At 47.1% G+C, this 18,441-nt stretch carries 18 protein-coding genes; 14 read left to right on the top strand and 4 right to left on the bottom strand.

The features are described 5' to 3' along the window. Positions 1 to 751 precede the first annotated feature (751 nt). From RAC86_RS13080 to RAC86_RS13035, 10 genes are all read left to right on the top strand, one after another. Complete coding sequence (locus tag RAC86_RS13080; protein ID WP_377885713.1) at positions 752 to 5,485, top strand: phage tail tape measure protein; 4,734 nt, start codon at positions 752 to 754, stop codon at positions 5,483 to 5,485. After that, on the top strand, positions 5,485 to 6,315 hold the full coding sequence (locus RAC86_RS13075) for a phage tail domain-containing protein (protein WP_377885712.1): 831 nt from the start codon (positions 5,485 to 5,487) through the stop codon (positions 6,313 to 6,315). Before RAC86_RS13080 ends, RAC86_RS13075 begins: the two co-directional genes overlap by 1 nt. Beyond that, positions 6,312 to 8,777 (top strand): phage tail protein, encoded by a 2,466-nt coding sequence (locus RAC86_RS13070; RefSeq protein WP_377885734.1) that lies wholly within the window; start codon positions 6,312 to 6,314, stop codon positions 8,775 to 8,777. Before RAC86_RS13075 ends, RAC86_RS13070 begins: the two co-directional genes overlap by 4 nt. A gap of 17 nt (positions 8,778 to 8,794) precedes the next feature. After that, entirely contained in the window at positions 8,795 to 10,225 is a 1,431-nt protein-coding gene (locus RAC86_RS13065) for a hypothetical protein (protein ID WP_377885711.1), read from the top strand. Positions 10,226 to 10,237: 12 nt separating this feature from the next. Then, positions 10,238 to 10,606: an XkdW family protein gene (locus tag RAC86_RS13060; RefSeq protein ID WP_153952128.1), complete on the top strand. Its 369-nt coding sequence runs from the start codon at positions 10,238 to 10,240 to the stop codon at positions 10,604 to 10,606. A gap of 1 nt (position 10,607) precedes the next feature. Then, the gene (locus RAC86_RS13055) at positions 10,608 to 10,907 is read left to right on the top strand and encodes an XkdX family protein (RefSeq protein ID WP_250623237.1); all 300 of its coding nucleotides are present in this window, start codon (positions 10,608 to 10,610) and stop codon (positions 10,905 to 10,907) included. A gap of 22 nt (positions 10,908 to 10,929) precedes the next feature. Beyond that, positions 10,930 to 11,196 (top strand): hemolysin XhlA family protein, encoded by a 267-nt coding sequence (locus tag RAC86_RS13050; RefSeq protein ID WP_088110622.1) that lies wholly within the window; start codon positions 10,930 to 10,932, stop codon positions 11,194 to 11,196. Positions 11,197 to 11,265: 69 nt separating this feature from the next. Beyond that, entirely contained in the window at positions 11,266 to 12,210 is a 945-nt protein-coding gene (locus RAC86_RS13045) for an N-acetylmuramoyl-L-alanine amidase (protein ID WP_377885710.1), read from the top strand. Between the two features lie 18 nt (positions 12,211 to 12,228). Continuing rightward, a complete protein-coding gene (locus RAC86_RS13040; protein WP_377885709.1) occupies positions 12,229 to 12,486 on the top strand; it encodes a holin in 258 nt (85 codons plus the stop codon). Between the two features lie 122 nt (positions 12,487 to 12,608). Next, a complete protein-coding gene (locus RAC86_RS13035; RefSeq protein ID WP_161512374.1) occupies positions 12,609 to 13,160 on the top strand; it encodes a hypothetical protein in 552 nt (183 codons plus the stop codon). An 18-nt stretch (positions 13,161 to 13,178) separates the two neighbouring features. On the opposite strand, the gene RAC86_RS13030 is transcribed toward RAC86_RS13035, so the two are convergent. Then, the gene (locus tag RAC86_RS13030) at positions 13,179 to 13,514 is read right to left on the bottom strand and encodes a YolD-like family protein (RefSeq protein ID WP_377885707.1); all 336 of its coding nucleotides are present in this window, start codon (positions 13,512 to 13,514) and stop codon (positions 13,179 to 13,181) included. A gap of 45 nt (positions 13,515 to 13,559) precedes the next feature. Continuing rightward, complete coding sequence (locus tag RAC86_RS13025) at positions 13,560 to 13,784, bottom strand: transcriptional regulator (RefSeq protein ID WP_129092577.1); 225 nt, start codon at positions 13,782 to 13,784, stop codon at positions 13,560 to 13,562. 280 nt (positions 13,785 to 14,064) lie between these two features. Between RAC86_RS13025 and RAC86_RS13020 the strand changes: the two genes are divergently transcribed. The 3 genes from RAC86_RS13020 to RAC86_RS13010 are packed head-to-tail and all read left to right on the top strand — an operon-like array spanning position 14,065 to position 16,122. Beyond that, entirely contained in the window at positions 14,065 to 14,352 is a 288-nt protein-coding gene (locus RAC86_RS13020; protein WP_339226357.1) for a hypothetical protein, read from the top strand. 8 nt (positions 14,353 to 14,360) lie between these two features. Next, positions 14,361 to 15,503 (top strand): FtsK/SpoIIIE domain-containing protein, encoded by a 1,143-nt coding sequence (locus RAC86_RS13015; RefSeq protein ID WP_377885705.1) that lies wholly within the window; start codon positions 14,361 to 14,363, stop codon positions 15,501 to 15,503. Then, positions 15,490 to 16,122 (top strand): replication-relaxation family protein, encoded by a 633-nt coding sequence (locus RAC86_RS13010; protein WP_377885704.1) that lies wholly within the window; start codon positions 15,490 to 15,492, stop codon positions 16,120 to 16,122. Before RAC86_RS13015 ends, RAC86_RS13010 begins: the two co-directional genes overlap by 14 nt. 8 nt (positions 16,123 to 16,130) lie before the next feature. Here the strand turns inward: RAC86_RS13010 and RAC86_RS13005 are convergent, their stop codons facing one another. Further along, a complete protein-coding gene (locus RAC86_RS13005; protein WP_377885703.1) occupies positions 16,131 to 16,337 on the bottom strand; it encodes a helix-turn-helix domain-containing protein in 207 nt (68 codons plus the stop codon). Positions 16,338 to 16,467: 130 nt separating this feature from the next. Between RAC86_RS13005 and RAC86_RS13000 the strand changes: the two genes are divergently transcribed. Beyond that, positions 16,468 to 17,262, top strand: coding sequence for a helix-turn-helix domain-containing protein (locus RAC86_RS13000; RefSeq protein WP_377885702.1), 795 nt, complete (start codon positions 16,468 to 16,470; stop codon positions 17,260 to 17,262). 27 nt (positions 17,263 to 17,289) lie between these two features. On the opposite strand, the gene RAC86_RS12995 is transcribed toward RAC86_RS13000, so the two are convergent. Continuing rightward, positions 17,290 to 18,441, bottom strand: a 1,152-nt coding sequence (locus tag RAC86_RS12995) for a tyrosine-type recombinase/integrase (RefSeq protein ID WP_377885701.1), incomplete at its 5' end; no start/stop codon positions are given.

The raw sequence follows: 18,441 nt of genomic DNA, 5'->3' as shown, positions 1-18,441 counted from the left end.
AAGGAGGTAAAGCATGGCGGAATCACTCGGCTCATTGCGAGTCAGTATCGGACTAGAAAGCGCAGACCTAACGCGTGGCCTTGCAGATATCAATCGAAAGCTCGGTGCGCTTAATAGCGAATTCAAGGCGACTATGGCTGGTGCTGGTAAATTCGATAATAGTCTCGATACTCTTAATCAGAAAGCGAACGTACTAAATCGGACGCTACAAGTACACAAAGCGAAACTAACCGATCTTAAGCGTCAGTACGAAGAAAGCGTGCGGACAAAAGGAAAAGATGCGGCTGCCTCCGTTAAGTTACTAACGCAGTACAACAAAGCGTTAGCGGCCATGAGGAAAACCGAGGACCAACTCGATCTCGTCAACAAACGGATTAAGGAACAGAGTACAGGTTTCGCACAGCTAGGCGCTAAGCTAAACGCGAGTGTCAATACGATCACGACGAAGATGCGTGCGCTTGATGCGGCGTTTAAAGCGTCAACGGCTGGCGTTGATAACTTCGGATCGACCTCGGACCAACTGAGGCAGAAAGCCGACCACTTAAATAAATCGATTGATCTTCAGCAGCAGCGCCTTAAAGACCTTCGCCGTTTATATCTCGAATCTAAACGCGCAAAAGGTGAGGACGCACAGGAAACGCAGGAACTTAGCGCTCGTATGAACGAAGCGACCGCACAGCTTCGCGAAACGCAGGCGCAATTAAGATCGACCAATACGCAGATAGAACAGCAAGCCAACGCATGGCATCGCATGGGAACGCAAGCCCAAGAAAGTGGCGAAAACCTCCGGACGGTCGGCGGTAATCTGCAGTCGATCGGTTCGGAAATCGCGACATCATTCGGCGCGGCTACCTTAGCGGTTGGTGGAGCGCTAGGCCTTGCGACTAAAAAGTCGATGGAATTCGAACAGCAAATGTCGAACGTTAAATCGGTTATGAATCCGGAAGAAGCGAATAAATACAGCGATGCTTTAACAAACCTAGCGGTCAAACTCGGTGCTGATACGAAATACAGCGCACTAGAGGCTGCGCAGGGTATGGAAGAACTAGTCAAAGCCGGTGTATCTACGCAGGATATTATAAACGGCGGCCTTTCCGGAGCGCTATCGTTAGCAACGGCCGGAGGACTTGAATTGGCAGATGCGGCGGAAATCGCTTCGACTGCGCTTAATGCGTTTAAGGACGACAACCTCAGCGTAGCGCAAGCAGCGGATATTCTGGCAGGGGCGGCCAACTCTTCGGCAACCGACGTTCAAGAAATGAAGTACGGGTTATCGATGACTTCTGCGGTTGCTGCCGGAATGGGGCTGACGTTTAAAGATACGGCGACAGCGCTTGCTGTTTTCGCGCAGAACGGCCTTAAAGGATCGGATGCGGGTACGTCACTTAAAACGATGCTCAGCCGTTTAGTGCCAATGACAAAAGCGCAATATGAATCGATGTCCGACTTAGGTTTAGTAACGCTTGATACAACCGAAGCCTATAAGCGGATGGCTGAAAAAGGCTTCAAGCCGGCGACCAAGGACTTAGGCGATATTTACGACGCCCTTAATAAATACGTCGCGAAAACGTCAGGCGCGAAAGAAGGAACCGATAAGTTTTCGAAGGCCTTCGATAAAGCGACGAGAAACCTCGGAATCATGGATAACAAGTTTTTCGATGCGAACGGTAATATACGTAGCATGACGGAGATTTCCGGGGAACTTTCGAAAGCGCTCGACGGTATGTCCGCGAAAGATAAGCAGGAAGCTCTTTATAATATTTTTGGATCTGACGCAATTCGTGGCGCGTTAATACTCGGAAAAGAAGGGTCGAAAGGCTTTACCGCAATGGCTAAGGCGATGGATAAAATCAAGGCAGCCGACGTTGCTGCGGAGCGTATGAACAACTTGAAAGGTCGGATCGAGGAACTTTCGGGCGCGTTCGAAACAGCGCAGATCAATATCGGTAAAGCATTAACTCCGGTCGTATCAGCGTTAGTTGCTGTTCTTCAAAAAGTCGTCGATGCGTTTAATAATCTATCGCCAGGTATGCAGAAGTTTATCGCGATTTCTGCGGCAGTTGTAGCTGCGATCCTTGGTATCATAACGACGTTCGGAGCGGTGTTAGCCGGATTCGGCGCGATGGCAGCAGGTATCGGTGCATTGATCGAAGCGGGCGGGATACTAGCCGTCAGCGGAACCGTTCTCGGGTCCGTATTCGCAGCATTAACCAGTCCTATTTCTTTAACCATCGCTGGAATATTAGGTCTGATAGCGGTATTCGCACTCGTATACAAACACTCGGAACAGCTACAGAAACTCCTCGGCGTAGTTTTTAACGCAATCAAAGCCGGAGCCTTAGTCGCATATAACGGCGCGAAGGTAGCTTTTGACGGAATCGTAGCGGCTGTCGATCGCGTAGCAGCATATTTGCTCGAAAAAGGGCCGGCCATGTGGAACGGGTTTGCAGCCGGAGCAGTCAACATAGGTACCGCAATACAAAGCGGATTTAATGCGGCCATTAGTGCAATCGGATCGTTCTTTTACTCAATCGGCCAAAAAGCATCGGAGTCTTTCGCTCAAGGAATCGGGGCTAAAGTATCGGAAGCTGCGGGCGTGTTCTTCGCCCAGCTTAAAACGGCATTCTCAAGCGTAAGCGGCGTTATTTCTATCGTTGCACCGACGATTACAGCGTTTGGGTTGGCGTTAATGGGCGTATCAGGACCGATTGGCTTCGCGATTACAGCGTTGGTCAGCTTGACCGGATTCTTATTCCGACTTTACCAATCGAACGAACAATTTCGCAACTCGGTTACGACTGTTTGGTCGCAAGTATCAAGCGTTATTAGCAGCGCAATGACGGCGTTGCAACCGGTGTTTGACGCGTTTAGCCAATACTTCGGACAGATTGCGGCTGAACTAGCGCCACAGTTTGCGGAAACAATGAACGTTATGGTTACGAGTCTAGCTACGTTAAAGCCAGCATTTGCGGATTTAGGTACGGCGATCGCAGAACTCGGTCCAGCATTCGCGCAGTTAGGTACGACGTTCGTAAGCTTAGCAGGAACGCTCGGCGTAGCATTTTCGGACGCAGTCGTTCAGATTACGCCTTTAATCGGTGAATTGGCTGGTGCTTTTGCGCAGATGCTTCCGGGAATCATCAGCCTGGTTGGCGGACTAGTAAGCGTGTGGGCGCAAGTACAAGGTTCAATGCTGCAAATAATTACGTCAATCGTAACGGCAGTGCTTCCGGTACTTGTTCAAGGGTTTACGTCACTACTGCCGATTATTCTGAACGTAGTCCAAGCGGTATTTCCAGTAGCTTTGAGTCTTATTCAAGCAATTGCGCCGATAATTCAAATGATCGCGACTGAAGTGCTACCGATTCTATTAAGCGCAGTCCAGGCGATTTTCCCTGCAGTCCTGACGATCATACAAGCAGCGTTACCGATTGTTGTTGTGATAATCAAATTACTGGCTACTGTAATAAAAGATCTCGTAACTAACGTCTTGCCACTCGTTCTCAACGTGGTTCAAGCGATTTTTCCTGTTGTTCTAGCGATTATCCAAGCGGCGGTCCCAGTTATCATTGCGATATTGAAGGGTGTAGCAATAATTATTCAAAACGTAGTCATTCCAGCGATTCGTTTTATACTTCAAGTCGTACAGATTGTTTTCCCGGTAATTGTAAAAGTCATTCAGGGCGCACTTAATATAGTAACTAATGTCATCAAGCTTTTTTCCTCCCTATTAAAAGGAGACTGGCAAGGTGTTTGGAATGCTGTATTGGGAATCCTGAAGAGCGTTTGGTCGATTATCACATCAGTTATTAAAGGTGCGGTTAAATTAGTTTTACTAGTTGTTAAAACCGCATGGAATACAATAAAATCCGTTACTTCTACCGTATTTAATGCTATTAAGACGGTGTTAAAAACAATATGGAGTAGCATTGTTTCTACCGTGAAAAATCTAGCTGGGAAAGTTGCAAGTGGGGCGGTCAGCGCTTGGAATTCTCTATGGGGTAATACGAAAAAAATATTTAATAAAATAAAGGATTTCGCCGTCAACACATTCAATAAAATGGTTTCGAACGCTAAAGCCCTCCCAGGAAAAATAGGCGATGGAATTAAAAACATGGCGGGAAAAGCGGTTAGTGGCGTTAAAGCTCTCGGAAATAAGATGATCGGCGGATTCGAAGGCATCGTAAACGGACTTACGCAAAAAGGTATCAATAAGGTTCTCGGACTAATCGGTGTTGATAAAAAACACTACATTCCGAAATTAGAGATTCCTAGATACGCGAAAGGTACGTCAGCAGGCGGACATCCAGGCGGCCCGGCGATCTTAGGCGATGGAGGCGGACCTGAATTATTCCGCACACCTTCCGGATTTACCGGCTTAAGTCCCGGCAGAGATACGTTGTTCAATTTGCCGAAAGGAACGCAAGTCCTTCCGCATAACATGACGAAAAAACTTATCGCGCAAGGTATTCCGGCCTTTAAGAAAGGCACGAAGAAGAAAAACCTATTCGAAAAAGGAGTCGACGCAGTTTCAGGCGCGAAAGACACCGTTGTCAATGTCGCGAAAGGTGCCGTCAACAAAGTCAAAGAATTCGCGTTTGACGTATGGGATTACGTTTCCGATCCGAAGAAACTAGTCTCGAAAGTCGTCGGCAGCCTCGGCCTAAAGCTTCCGGAAATCTCCGGCGTATTCGGCAACATGGCGAAAGGTGCTTACGAAAAGGTTAAGTCGTCAATGGTCGGTTTCGTTAAGAAGCAGATCGATGATTTTGGCGGCGGCTTCGGCAGCGGAGAAAAAGCGACCGGAAACGTTAAACAGTGGATTCGTAAAGCGATGGCGATTACGAAAGTTCCGAGCAATTGGTTCGGCCCATTAACGACTATCGCGATGAAGGAATCCGGAGGACGTACCGGCCCATCTACGATTAACAAGTGGGACATCAACTGGAAGCGCGGAACGCCATCGATGGGGCTTATGCAGACGATAAGAACAACGTTCGATTCGCACAAGATGAAAGGCATGGGCGACATCATGAATCCGGTACACAACGCGGTTGCAGCCATCCGGTACATCATTTCGCGCTACGGAACGGTATTCAATACGCCAGGCATTAAGTCAATGCGCGCAGGCGGTCCGTACAAAGGTTACAAAATTGGCGACATCGTAACGCAGAAGCAGCTCGCTTGGGTTGCGGAAGAAGGACCGGAAGCGGTCATTCCGTTGCAGAACAACCGTCAACGTGCGATTCAGCTTTGGAAATCAACGGGTGATAAGCTCGGCGTTTCAAACGAAGGCCAAAGCGCAGCTCTGACTGCGCAGCTTATTAGCTTGCTCGAAAAACAAAACGCGATTTCTAGCGAACAACTAAACGCAACAAAAGCGCTTGGTGATAAAGACACGGCGGTTTATCTTGACGGCAAGGCGTTAGACAATCGCAGCGCACGCATTATGAACGCCAAGAAGTTTTCGAAGGGGGTTAGGTAATGTTCGATTTGTTAATAGATCAGGGAGACGGCGACCAATCGCTACGAAGCCTACTCCCTTTCGTTAGGCTTCAAAGCTTTACGCCGGAGTCTCCGAGCATCGGTAGAACTACGTTAGATTTAGCGAATAGGAACGGTCTTGTTCAGCGCCAACGACGAGTGAAGTACAAAGAGCGCAAAATCAAGGCCGTTTTTCTATTGTCCGCAAGATCGCCGGAGCATTTCTATCTATATCGGGATGCTCTTGCGAAGCTTTTCGTTCAGGATGTACCGTACTACATTACGCATACTTTCACGCCAGGCGTTCGCTGGAAGGTCGTATGCGATGACGTATTTGATCGCGAAAAGAATCGGGAGAAAAACTACAAAGAAATCGAACTCGAATTCCTCGCGCTGGACGGTTTATCGGAGTCGAAGTATACGTCTGAGACGGCGCTAAACGTTGCCGGCGAGCACTTTTTTCCGGGCATGAATATTCCGGATCAAAACGACATTCCTTACCGGTTTAAGGACGTAGCAGATTTTAAAGTCTACAACGCGTCGGACGTTACTATTTATCCGACGGAGCACGACTACACGGTCGAGATGTATTTGGCCGGCACTAATATAACGATCGCTAATCGCACGACAGGCGAATCATTAACGATAAAGACAACGCTTAACTCAACGCAAAAAGTTGAAATTAGGCGACAATACGTATTTGTAAACGATTCGGCCGGGGTTAAAACCTCCGGTCGTTTTCCGTCTATGGCGCCCGGCTATAACAGCTTTTACGTACAAAATGCGAGCGCGGTCGATATTCGATTCAAAACACGTTTCTACTATAAATAAAGGAGGGGCGGCCTATCAAACAACTATTCGTACAGTCGGTAGATACCGGAGAACAACAGGAAATTCTCGATATAGATGTAGCGCCGTCTCTCAAAGTAGGGACGGACGGCAAGAAGGAACTTAGCTTTACGATCGAGCTTACGTATGACAACCAACTCGCGTTTAATCTATTAACGGAAACTAACGTATTGATAGTAGACGAAAAGACATACGGAGCACAGCGCTATTTCATTACGGACGTTGAAAAGGAGCAAGTCGACGAGTCTTTAACGAAAGTCATAACGGCTCACCACATGTACACAATGCGGCTCAATAACCACTTCGTTAACGAAGAACTATCCGGCACCCTTTCTCTATCCAAGGCGCTAAGCCACGCGCTATCAGGCAGCGGCTTTAGATACGATATTTCAAGCGATGCGGCTAACGTTTCTTCCGTGGTTCAAGAAAACTTCGGAAATAAAAACGGCATCGAACTTATGGACGAAATTGTCGAAGATTACAAAGTCGAACTCGCAGTAGATAACGATATGGTCTACGTATATAAACAGCTCGGCCAGGCGCGAAACTTTAGACTCGATACGCGCTATAACATTCAAGGTATAACGATTAAAACTTCCTCGCAAAACATTACGACGCGGGCGTGGGGGTTCGGTAAGAAAGACGAGAATACAGGCAAGTACGCCTTTGAACCGTTTCAGTATATCCATCCGGATGAGAATTACTTTTTACTCGACGGCCGGCCTCGCTATGCGGCTTCGATAGTTGACGATCGATATACGTCAAAGTCGAGCATGGAAGCGGCGCTAAAGGAAGTCGTTAACCCTTATCCGCAAATAACGATATCGGTCACACCAATCGCGTTTTATGATCCGTTGCTGGACGGACGCGAGGACGAATTTGATATCGGTGATTCAATCAACGTAATCGCGGATACACTCATCGCCGGAACTACGTACGAAGATACGGTCCGGATCGTTGAGATGACTTACAATCCGTTAGATCCCTACGATGCGCCAGAATTAACGCTGGCAAACGTAAGTAAGTCGGTGCTCGATATGCAAGTCGAAGAAATGCTGCGGATTCGTAATCAGGAAAATTATATCCAGGCGCGCACCAACGAAATACGGCGCGAGATCTCAAGCGACATGACGACCACAACGCAGGTTCTAGAAGCGGCCACCTACGTAGATTTTACGAAGCAATCGCCGGAGTTATATGCGCGTCTTAACTTAGCGCACTCGACGGTTCTACAATCGTTCAACATCGACCGTGTAAACAATCAAATATACGCGACGCAAGTGTGGAACGGTGAAGGCAAAAATCCGAACATGGAATCGTTTGTGATTACGCGGATGGATCTATCCGGAAAGATGCTCGACTATATGGTCTGTCTCGAAGGCGGTCACGGAACGAATATTGGCCTTGATTGGTCGGCGTCAGAAGGCAAAATGTACATCTGGAGCCATTATTATACGTCGGATGTAGAACGAACGCATACAATCGCTCGTTTTCCGTATCAGCCAGGCGCATCCATTCGTTACAACGATCCGAGTATTCAGCGGACCAAAAACCTCGGCGGCGAAGAATACACGGTAGTTTCGCTAGATATCGAACACAATCTATTATTCTTCCGTCGTGAAAATAAAGTTGTTGCGCAAGACCTAGAAAGCGCTAGAAAAGACGTTTTAAAAACGGTAGACGAAATGACGGTTGATCTTCCGTCGGGCACGATCTTTCAGGGCGCGTATATGGACTATCCGTATGTCTATTGGTATACGGGCGACGCAAACGAAGCGACCGAACCGAACATGCTTCGCGTCTATGATATTCGCGGCAACACGACGATTTACGAAAAGCGGATTATCTTCGCGAAGAATACGGCGATTAGTTGGGAGGACGGTTTCCGAGAGCCTGAGGGCGTTCACGTTTATGTTGATCCAAATACGAAAACTAGAACGGTATTGACGGGCTATGCGACAGGGGCAGTCGGTAAACGTATCGCGAAAATTTACGCATATCGGGAACCGGCCGAGAAGCTAAATACGAGCGCCAGTTTTAGCACGGATCTTTACGCTAGAGATGACGCAACAAAGAAATTGCGGGCGGTCACTCAAACGCTGATTCTCGAATATACCGGCACGGCTTGGACGGTTTCTAATGCGGCTAGATACGTAGCGACGCAACAGAACCTCGTAACCAGTGTAGTAATTAGCGGAAACGATCTGAGGGTCACGCTTAACGAAAATTACTACAGTCTGTTACATGCGCAAGTAGAAGTGGACATCAACCTGAAAGCGGCGAATGTGCTCGTGGGTACCGATTTAAATCCGGGCGGCGATACGAGCAATATTTTAACGTTAGGTTTTGCGCGTAACGGAGCGCGGATAGCTCCGAACAGTACGTACGTTACGGCCGGCTCGAAAATATCCGTTTTACTAATGACGGCCAATCCGTCAGATTAACGCAAAGGAGGACGATCATGGCGATTAAATTAATAAAAACGTATTCTCCGAACGAGAACGCGACGCGCCTTAAGCAGCAAGAGCAGGACGCGCAAACCATCGAGGATGCGTTAAATAAGCAAAGCAGCGATTTAGATACGCACGAAAACGCGAAAATCGCACACTCTGCATCGCAAATTAGTTACGAAGGTACTAACGTAGATACAGCGTTAAAAGCGGTCAATGCTTACGTAGATAACCTCGTAATAGAAGCGAGTAAGGGCGATAGCAATGCGGAGGTTGTTGCGGCTCGGACTAATTACGATGGTACGACGGATACTTCGCTTAAAAATCGTTTGGATAGATATGCGCAGAGAACAGATAACGGGCAGCTGTTTAAACTGACGACTGATGAAGGATTCGCGAATTCAATAACCTCCGGAGATCTAAACGATCTAACAACGCCTGGTTTTTATTATTTGATTCCCGGAACAGACGCGACTAACCCGACGATACTAAACATGCCGATTTACAGGACGGCTTTTTTACAGGTTATAAAGTCGAACAATAATAGCGGCACGCTGCAAATTTTCATTCCGTATAGAAGCTCGGCTACATCTAACGACTATAAAAATATCTATTATAGAAACTTTGGAGTCGGAGCGGATGCTTGGATGCCTTGGGCAGCGGTTGCAGATAAAGCAACAACCGAGGCAGCTATTGCCACAATAAATTCGGAGTCAATAAATATCAACAAGTCTCAGTTAACGTTAACCGACGCAACTGCTAGCGGGGATACGTATCCGATTGGAGTAACCGTTCAAACAGTCAACGACGAAGGTAAAACGGGCTTTCCTATGACTTACGGGTTTGCTATGACGATAAAGTATTCTTCCGGCCGTATGGCGCAGCACTTTATGGGCGCAGGTAACAACGTTGGATATACCGGCGGTTGGGTGCGAACTTATTATTCTACGACTGGATGGAGTAAGTGGCACAGCCTGTTTGGTAATAACTCTTGGTGCAATGTTTCAGTTACGAATGAACAAACTTTGATACAAAGCGCTACTCAAAAGGTTAAATTTGATCGCGTAATCTCAGATTCTCATACTCAGTTCAATACTTCCAATAACCGATTTATCGCAAAGGTACGTGGTATGTATATGGTTGGTACTGGTTTGTATATCAACCGTAAAAAACAATATAACAACGTGGAACTTAACCTTTATAAAAACGGCACTAGATATAAAGTCATTCACCAGAACAGACAAGATCCGTATAATCCTGCGGCAGACGAATTCAACCAAGGTCATTACGCTAGTGGCGTTACCGTTCCGTTAGAAGTCGGAGATTATATCGAAATGTTCATTTTCGTAGGTGCCGGTCAGGACTTGACGATTACGTCAGGCTCCGGTTGGTACAACTATTTCGATATTTACCGCATCGGCGACATTCCGATGGGGATTTAAGGAGGTTTTACGATGAATATCGGATTAGCAATGACGGTACTATTCCCGAACGCCGTTCCGAATCGCGACTATGTCGTAATGGTCGACGGCGATCAGCAGTGGATAGACGAAAACCAATGGTATCTAGACGCGCCGATTCCGTCTGCGGCCGAATTAGAAGCGGCTTATCAAAAATACCTCGAACAGCCGACGATTGATTCCGGAACATCCGTCGAGGAACTACAGGAAGGCCTTACAACGACGCAGCAGGCGAACTCGGTATTAATCAAGCAACTAAACGAAGCAACCGAAGCAGTCAAAAAAGCAAAAGAAGACGCCGAAACAGCACATCAGATTATCGCGGAACTTATCGTGTTAACAACGGAGAAAGGGGTCTTGTAAATTGGAGGAGAATACGTTCTTGTATAACGCTATCAAGCTTTATTACGCGAAAGGTTACTACGATAAGCAACAGGTCGCACGGTTCGTCGAGCTCGGTAAAATTTCTCGCGAACAATATGCCGCAATCACTGGCGAAGTTTATTCTGGAACTGTTCCGGCAGAGCCTTCGCCTGAAGAACCACCGGCTGAAACGCCGCCCGCAACCGAGGAGCCGACGAATGATGGCACTGACGGTGGCGATACGGAACCTCCCAGCGAAGGGCCTTCTGGGGCGACTGACGGATCTACTGGGACTGAGTAAATAACGGAAAGGAGGCCGCACAATGTCGGAGCCGAGTAACAACGAGCTCAACGATAAAATAGCGGACATTCGCGAATGGCTGGTTCGGATAGACACCAAGGTCGATTTCTTTAACGAAGTCAAAACGAAGGCTGAACGTGCTGACGAGAAATCCGAAGAAGCATTGGCATTGGCGAAAGAGAATCGCGCAGATATAGCGGACATGAAAGCAAATACGAAATGGGTATGGGGCGTGATGCTGACCGTAGTAGGAATGTTACTTACGGTAGGTATCGCGCTTTTTACGTAAATAAACGCATTACGCCCGTCAGGTGAGAGTCCCGGCGGGCTTTTTTTAATTTCGAAAGGAGACGATAAAATGGCGATTTCAGTGCGCAAGAATCTAGTCGCATCAAGTAAGTATTCCGTTAAGTGTCCGTATTCAATGGATGCGAAGTACATTACGTTCCACAATACGGCGAACGACGCTTCAGCGGACGCAGAGATTCGGTACATGATCGGAAACAACAACGAAGTGTCATATCATTTCGCGGTGGACGATAAGGAGGTCGTACAAGGTATTCCGGCAGATCGAAACGCGTGGCATACCGGAGATGGTAACGGAGCAGCTTCCGGAAACCGTACGTCTATCGGCGTCGAGGTCTGTTATTCGAAGTCAGGCGGCGCTAAGTACAAAGCGGCTGAGAAACTGGCGATTAAATTTATCGCGCAACTGTTAAAAGAGCGTGGCTGGGGCGTTGATCGCGTACGTAAGCACCAAGACTGGTCCGGTAAATATTGTCCGCATCGTGTTCTCGCCGAGGATCGATGGGAAGAAGTAAAAGCGGATATTGCGGCGGAACTTAAAGCACTCGGCGGTAAATCAACGTCATCTTCATCCGCGAAGAAATCAGCGCCTAAAGCTTCCGGATCTACCTATACCGTCAAGAAAGGCGATACACTTTCTGAAATTGCGGAGAAAACAGGCGTAAGTGTGGCGAAGCTTCAAGCGTACAACGGCATCAAGAACGCGAATAAAATTACGGTTGGTCAAGTGCTCAAGCTTAAAGGCGGTTCAACGTCGACCTCTAAAGGAAAGAAATACGTTTATCTTCCGGCATCAGCCGATTCTTGGCGCATCTATCCAACTAACAAAGCACCGGTTAAAGGAAATGAATGCGGCTACTTGCGTCCTAAGAAGTTCGGAGGCCTTAAATACGAAGTCCTTGCGAACCCTCAAACGGACGTCTATACGATCAAAACGGATCAGTTCGGAAAAGTAAATATCTACGCTGCGAAATCAACCGGCGCAACAGTAAAATAACGAAAGGGAGACGATACTATGCAAGACGTTTTAATTTTCGCGACTGTACTGGCACCTATTTTAACGGCGCTTGTTCAACTCATTAAGAAAACGGTTAAGCTTCCGACTAATGTGATCCCGGCGTTAAGCTTCGTAATTGGTATCGGATTGGGCGCGGTTGCTTATCCGTTTACCGACCTCGACTTGGTGCTGCGGTTATGGGCCGGCGGATTTGCGGGATTAGCTGCGACAGGTCTTTTTGAGCTCGGGGCCAAACGCGAAGGTACAACGAAATAACGAAACTTTTAGCGAGTGCTTACGTATGATAACGTAGGTGCTCGCGTACATAAAAACTCATTGCGGATAAGTTTGGCGCCGTAGTATAATTTTACTAACATACGACGGAGGTAGCTTTTATTATGAGAAAATCAATTATAACGGTGCTGTCGGTTTTAATTTTAGTTTTATCCGGGTGTAGCGAAGTAAATGTAGATGCTCAGGATAAGGATAAAGAAGAGGTAGCACAAAAAGATGCTCCATTTAAAGCTACCGAAGAAGGCATAAAAACACTGGTTGCGGATGAGCTGAAAGAAAAAGGTACGGATGATACCGATAAATTAAGTTCACTTGAAATTTCAGATGATGTCGATAACGAAAATAAAAATATAAAAACCGTAAACCTCGAATTGAACGGTAGTAATAATCTAACGAATAATATGGTTAAAAAAGGCATGCTAAAAGAAGCTGAAAAGTTATTCCCTCGTATATTTGAAGATGCCTCAGTCGGAAGAGTAATAATAACTTGGAAATTCCCATTAGAGGACGCTAAAGGAAACACCTCGTTTCAAAAAGTCTTGTCGATTCAATTAGAGCGAAAAACCGCTGATGAAATAAATTGGGATAAATTTAAGTATAAGAACTTTGAAACAGTCGCCGATCATTATTTTGAGCATGCTGTGTTTAAAGAATAAATGAAATCAGCCCCGTCCTTAACCGGATGGGGCGTTTTTTACGTTTATGATATCCGCAAACCTAACGAAATTGGTACCGCCTTTGGCGTCCTTCACGCGAAACTCCTTCCGTATGTGGTCCACGTAATGTACTGCACCAATTACCTCTCGTATGTATCCATCGTCGTAAAGCTCGAATGCGAGCGGCGCACCGAACTCCATCGATTCAGCGACCGTTAGTTCCATATCCTCGATCTGCTGCGCATCCAGCTGCGGCTTTTCAACTTTCCGTTTCTCTTCGGCTTGGCGCTCTAGGCCGGCTCTGTGCTCCGGCAATATAATGCGCATCGCCCACCGTTTATCTTCGATCTCCATGGCGAACACCTCCGCATTTATTATATGCGAATGTGCGTTCGGTTATCAACAGTCAAAATAATCCTCTCGATCGACTTCGTATCCCAGCGACCTTAAAGCGCGCTGTACTTTAACCCACGTTGAAATACGCGGCGCATAATCGCGATCATTACACATGCTCGTCATTGTGCCGTGACCTATGCCGGCCTTCTGGCGAACTTCCTCCTGCGCGATTCCTTCTCGATCTAAAAAGCGGCCGAATCGGCTGCGTCGTTTACCTAGTCCAAACATCGGACAACACCTCCTAAAATCAGCGTGTCCAAAAAATCGGAAAGTTAAACGTGGGCAAAAAACTGTGATATTGGACGATCCGTAGCGCGTAACGTTTATTAAACGGCAACTACACGGCAGCTAAACGGTAGGGTGCGGGTAGGTTCGGCAGAGTTGCGAAAAGGTTACCGCACTTGGCTACGACTTCCGTAACGGTTATTACCGTGTTAACCTACCGCACTTTATCGCGTTTAACGCCCGTAACGAAGCCGTTTACGAAATTTATTAAGGAGTGAGAGAGATGAGCGAAGCGAGACGAAGGAACGACAGGGCGGGAATGACGCGAGCGTTTTCGTTCGTGCCCGGCGGATTCACAGCGGCAGGATTTTTCGATATGTCTCCGGAGGTAGTCGGCTTGTACGCGTTAGTGGGCGGAGCGGGCTTGGTCTGCATCGGAGCGGCTTGGCTAGAAGGGCGCTTGTTCGGCGGCAAATTTGCGTATATTGGAGACGCAGTAAACGGGCTCTTACGGTTCGTCCTACCTGCGGGGTATGCCGTGTTGCTACTGCGTTTTTTGAACGCGATATGAAACGGTTCTTGCGCAACTTACACGCCAAGCAGACGCTAAAGTACGCCTTTGATGCCGCCGGCCTGTACACAGCCAAGCGCTTGTCTAACGGAAAAGAAGCGCGCCGATATCCGAAAATCCATGACGTTGATATTAACGAAGAGAGAACGCGATATGTATTTACGTTGCTAAACGGAATGGACCCGAAAGAAATCGCGAAAAAGGAATTTGTATTCCGGCAAGTATTCGGACGCAACGTTGAACTAAGCGGCGATCTAAAGCGGTATATACTCACGGTTTATAGCGCCGAAATGCCGGCCGTATTGCGCTATGACTTTGCGGAGATCCAGCCGGTCATTGAGCGTCACAAGCTCGGTATTATTGCGGGCAAAGATCGCCACGGCCGATACGTTAGCTTCGATTTATTAACGCAGCCGCATATTCTTATTGCGGGCGAAACGGGTAGCGGAAAGTCAACGCAGCTACGGTCGATCCTGACGACGTTGATAAAACAGAACCGGCCCGACCGGATGCAGTTATACCTTGCGGACTGCAAGAAATCGGAGTTTCACGTATTCCGGAAAGTCGAACACGTACAGTGCGTTCTAACGAGCGCGGAAGATATACGAAGAATGTTACGAAGCATAAAACGCGAATTAGATGAGCGCAGCAACCTTACGGAGCAATTCGAAATAAGCCATATCGATGAGCTCCCGGATGACCGTAAACTACCGTATATAGTCGTCTGCATTGACGAGTTTCTTCTATTAAGAAAAGACGCCGAGATCATGGACGTATTAGCGGAGCTCGTCGCGATTGGCCGTACGCTAGGAGTATTCGCAATTCTTTCGATGCAGCGGCCGAACGCCAAAACGCTTGATACGACTATCCGCGCAAATCTAACCGTAAGCATGGGCTTTAAGCTGCGCGATATAACGGAGGCCCGAATCGTCAATACGCCAGGCGCCGAGAAGCTGGACGTAAGTGGGCGCTTTATAATGGCGGCCGACAAAACCTACGAACTACAGGCGCCGTATCTCGAAATGAACGAGGCGAAGGCGCTGCTGAATCCGTATTGCGTAATGAAATCGCCGACCAAAGACGTAACGCCACCGGCAGCCGAGCCGGAAATCTTAACGGAAAAGGACGTGTTTATCGATGGCCCTTACTAACCGAGATAAAGCGATCATTGGGGATCTTAATAAATTTCGCGTAATGGATCGCGATACGATTGCCGAGCTACATTTCGGAAATTTGCGCAGACCAAAATACGCAGCCAATAACGTTCTGCTGCGTTTACTTAGAGACGGACATATTCAGCGATCGACGGCGCGCCAGCCTTACGTGTACTTCGGCGGCGAAACAACGATGAAAAAGAACAGCGCCAAGATCGATCATTTTCTTGCGATAGGTAACGTTTATAAAGAGATGCGAGGTCAGGCGTTGGAGTCGTTCTTGGTGGAGCCGAAGTACGGCGATAAAGGTACGGTCGAGCCGGATATATTTGCGCTATATCGGCGGACGCCTTTCTTTATCGAGGTGCAGCGGTCAGTCTATTCGGAAAAACAGATGCGCGAAAAGTTAGACCGGTACGAAGCGTTTTTCCAGTCGGGCATTATCGCACTGGAACCGTGGCAGAATCCCGAGCGGATAATGTTTCCGCACGTACTGATTCTATCGGATACGCGATACGGATTGCCTTCGTTTCCATTTAAAGTATTTCAGGCGCCGACTTTTACTGCGTTCATCCAGTCGATAACAAAGCCGAAAGAAAAGACGCCCGCGAATTAATCGTGGGCTTAATCGCGTAACTCAAACAATTCGTTCATATCCGTAATGCCAAGAACTTTCGCAATACGTCCGATATGCTCACGATTATAAGTTGTGCGCTGGTGGTTACAGATTTCGCTGATTACGTTCGGTCTAAGCTGCGTTTCTTCTGCGAGCCTCTTGCGGGTCCATCCGCGGGCTTCTAATATCTCGTCCAATTTAACGTAGAGTTCCAATCGAATCGCCTCCGTTTTATGTTACGTTAATTATAACGAAATATCGCTATCGTGTAAATAAAAATATTGACATACCGTTATAACAATATCTATAATCAAAATAACGACATAACGATATGGGGGTAGCGATATGCATTACTTAGCGGAACACCAAACGTTCGACTCGACGGCTCAACTTAACGAAGCTGTTTACGAACATATCAAGCGCAATACATACGAGCTTAATGATACGGATCGCCAGGCGCTTAAGATGATCGCACGTTACGCGGTTAAGTTTAGCGGGGCGGCGCACCTTAAAGCGGAAACGTTGGCGGGCCTGATCGAGAAGTCCGTTAAGACGGCGCGGAGGGCACTGAATAAATTAGCGGGGCTCGGCATCGTAAAGAAGGTTGCTACGACACGGAAGATAAACGGAGGCAAAGGCGCGAATATTATCGTGATCCTGCCGGTTGGAGGCGCGGATGACCAGTCGACAGTGTCCAATCGCGGACAAGCCGAGAAGCCTACGGAATCAACGGCTGAAGCCCCGAAAACGAAAAACGAACCATCGGATTTAATTAAGCGTTCTAAAAACCAAAATAACGTATTAGATACGGCGGTAATACCGGCTGAAGCGTTAAAAGGCGCGTTGCCTAACGAAATCTATAACGCAATGGCTCGCTACTTTGACGCAGATAAAATTTATAAATACTACGGAATTCTTTTGCGCGCTAAGGCAAGCGTAGACAAAACGATCAGACTCGAAGAACATGCGGAGCCTTTCGTTGAAGCGTGGCACGCAACGATTATGAAAGCGAAATCGCACGAAATTAAGCGTTTCGACGAATACCTATACGCTGGGTTTAGGAAGGCGGCTTGGACGGTTAAGGCACGCTTAAATCGTGGAGGATCGCTTATGGAGCGGTTCAGAAAGGCGTTTGAGTAAAAGAAAAAGACGGAATAAAATCCGTCCTTACTTAAACATCTTCGGTCCTCGTTTTCGGTTATTACCTTTATCTATTAACGCAGTAACAGGCGACGCCTTTTCGTGCATTTCTTTAACGTTACTATTTAAATAGTTTACGTATCTTCTAGTCATAGCCATATCGGTATGACCGAGAATCTTCATTAAAGCAAACGGATCGCCTCCGTTCAATAGAAACTTTACCGCGAAATAATGACGAAACGTATGCGGACTAACACGCGCGTCTTTGATGCCGGCTTTCTTTCCATATTTCTTAAGCATTTTCGAAAACGTGTCGCCGTAATAACGTTCTCCGAATTGTGTAAGAAAAACGTAATCGTCTTCGTCCTGAACGTTAACATATTCGATAAGCTCGGAAATTGCGTCTGCTGTAGTTTTCGAAAGAGGAAGCGTTCTCGAACGTTTAGCCTTCGTAATTTCTGCGCGTAAATTTATCTGTCTATATACGAGGTCGATGTCCGCAATCTTTGTGTGCGTTAATTCGCCTATACGTACGCCAGTATCTACGAGAATCAACATCATTACATAGTCGCGAAAACCGGTATATGTACGCTTATTCGGGGTGGATAATAATTTAGTTACATCCTCGTCCGTAAATACTTCGAAAGTTTGCTCGGCCTCTTTTTGATATTCGACCCGTTCCGCCGGCGACCCATCGAAAATACCGTATTCTTTTTGCGCCCAATTATAGAAGATACGTAGATTCCTTATAACGTTATTGACTGATCGCGAAGACACACCAACGTCTTGTTGCGACCGTTGACTCGTTGGATGGTCGTCCCATTTCGTTTTCTCAAAAGATAAAAACTTAACGTATTCTTTTACACAATCGGATTCGGTTCCTGTGAGGTTTCTATCTGCGCAAAACTTTTCGAAATGCCGTAACGTTTGACTATACGTTTTAATCGTTTGCTCAGAGCGCTTAGCTAAACGCTTATCTTCTATATATACGTTAATAGATTCCGCGAGATTAAATGCGCGCTGCCTTCCGGTAGTTTTGCGAGTTTTAAAGATTAAACTTCGTTCGGAATTACGTTGATTTTTCGCCATTTTTTTTCGTCCTCCTAATGCGATGAATTGGCGTAAGAACATAGCAATGAATTGGCGCTGAATTGACGAAAACTTATCGGAACGACAACG

It is taken from the genome of Bacillus sp. LR_5 (genome assembly GCF_042709275.1).
Note: the sequence above shows the minus strand (reverse complement) of the source record. Positions and strands in the feature narration are given on the sequence as shown.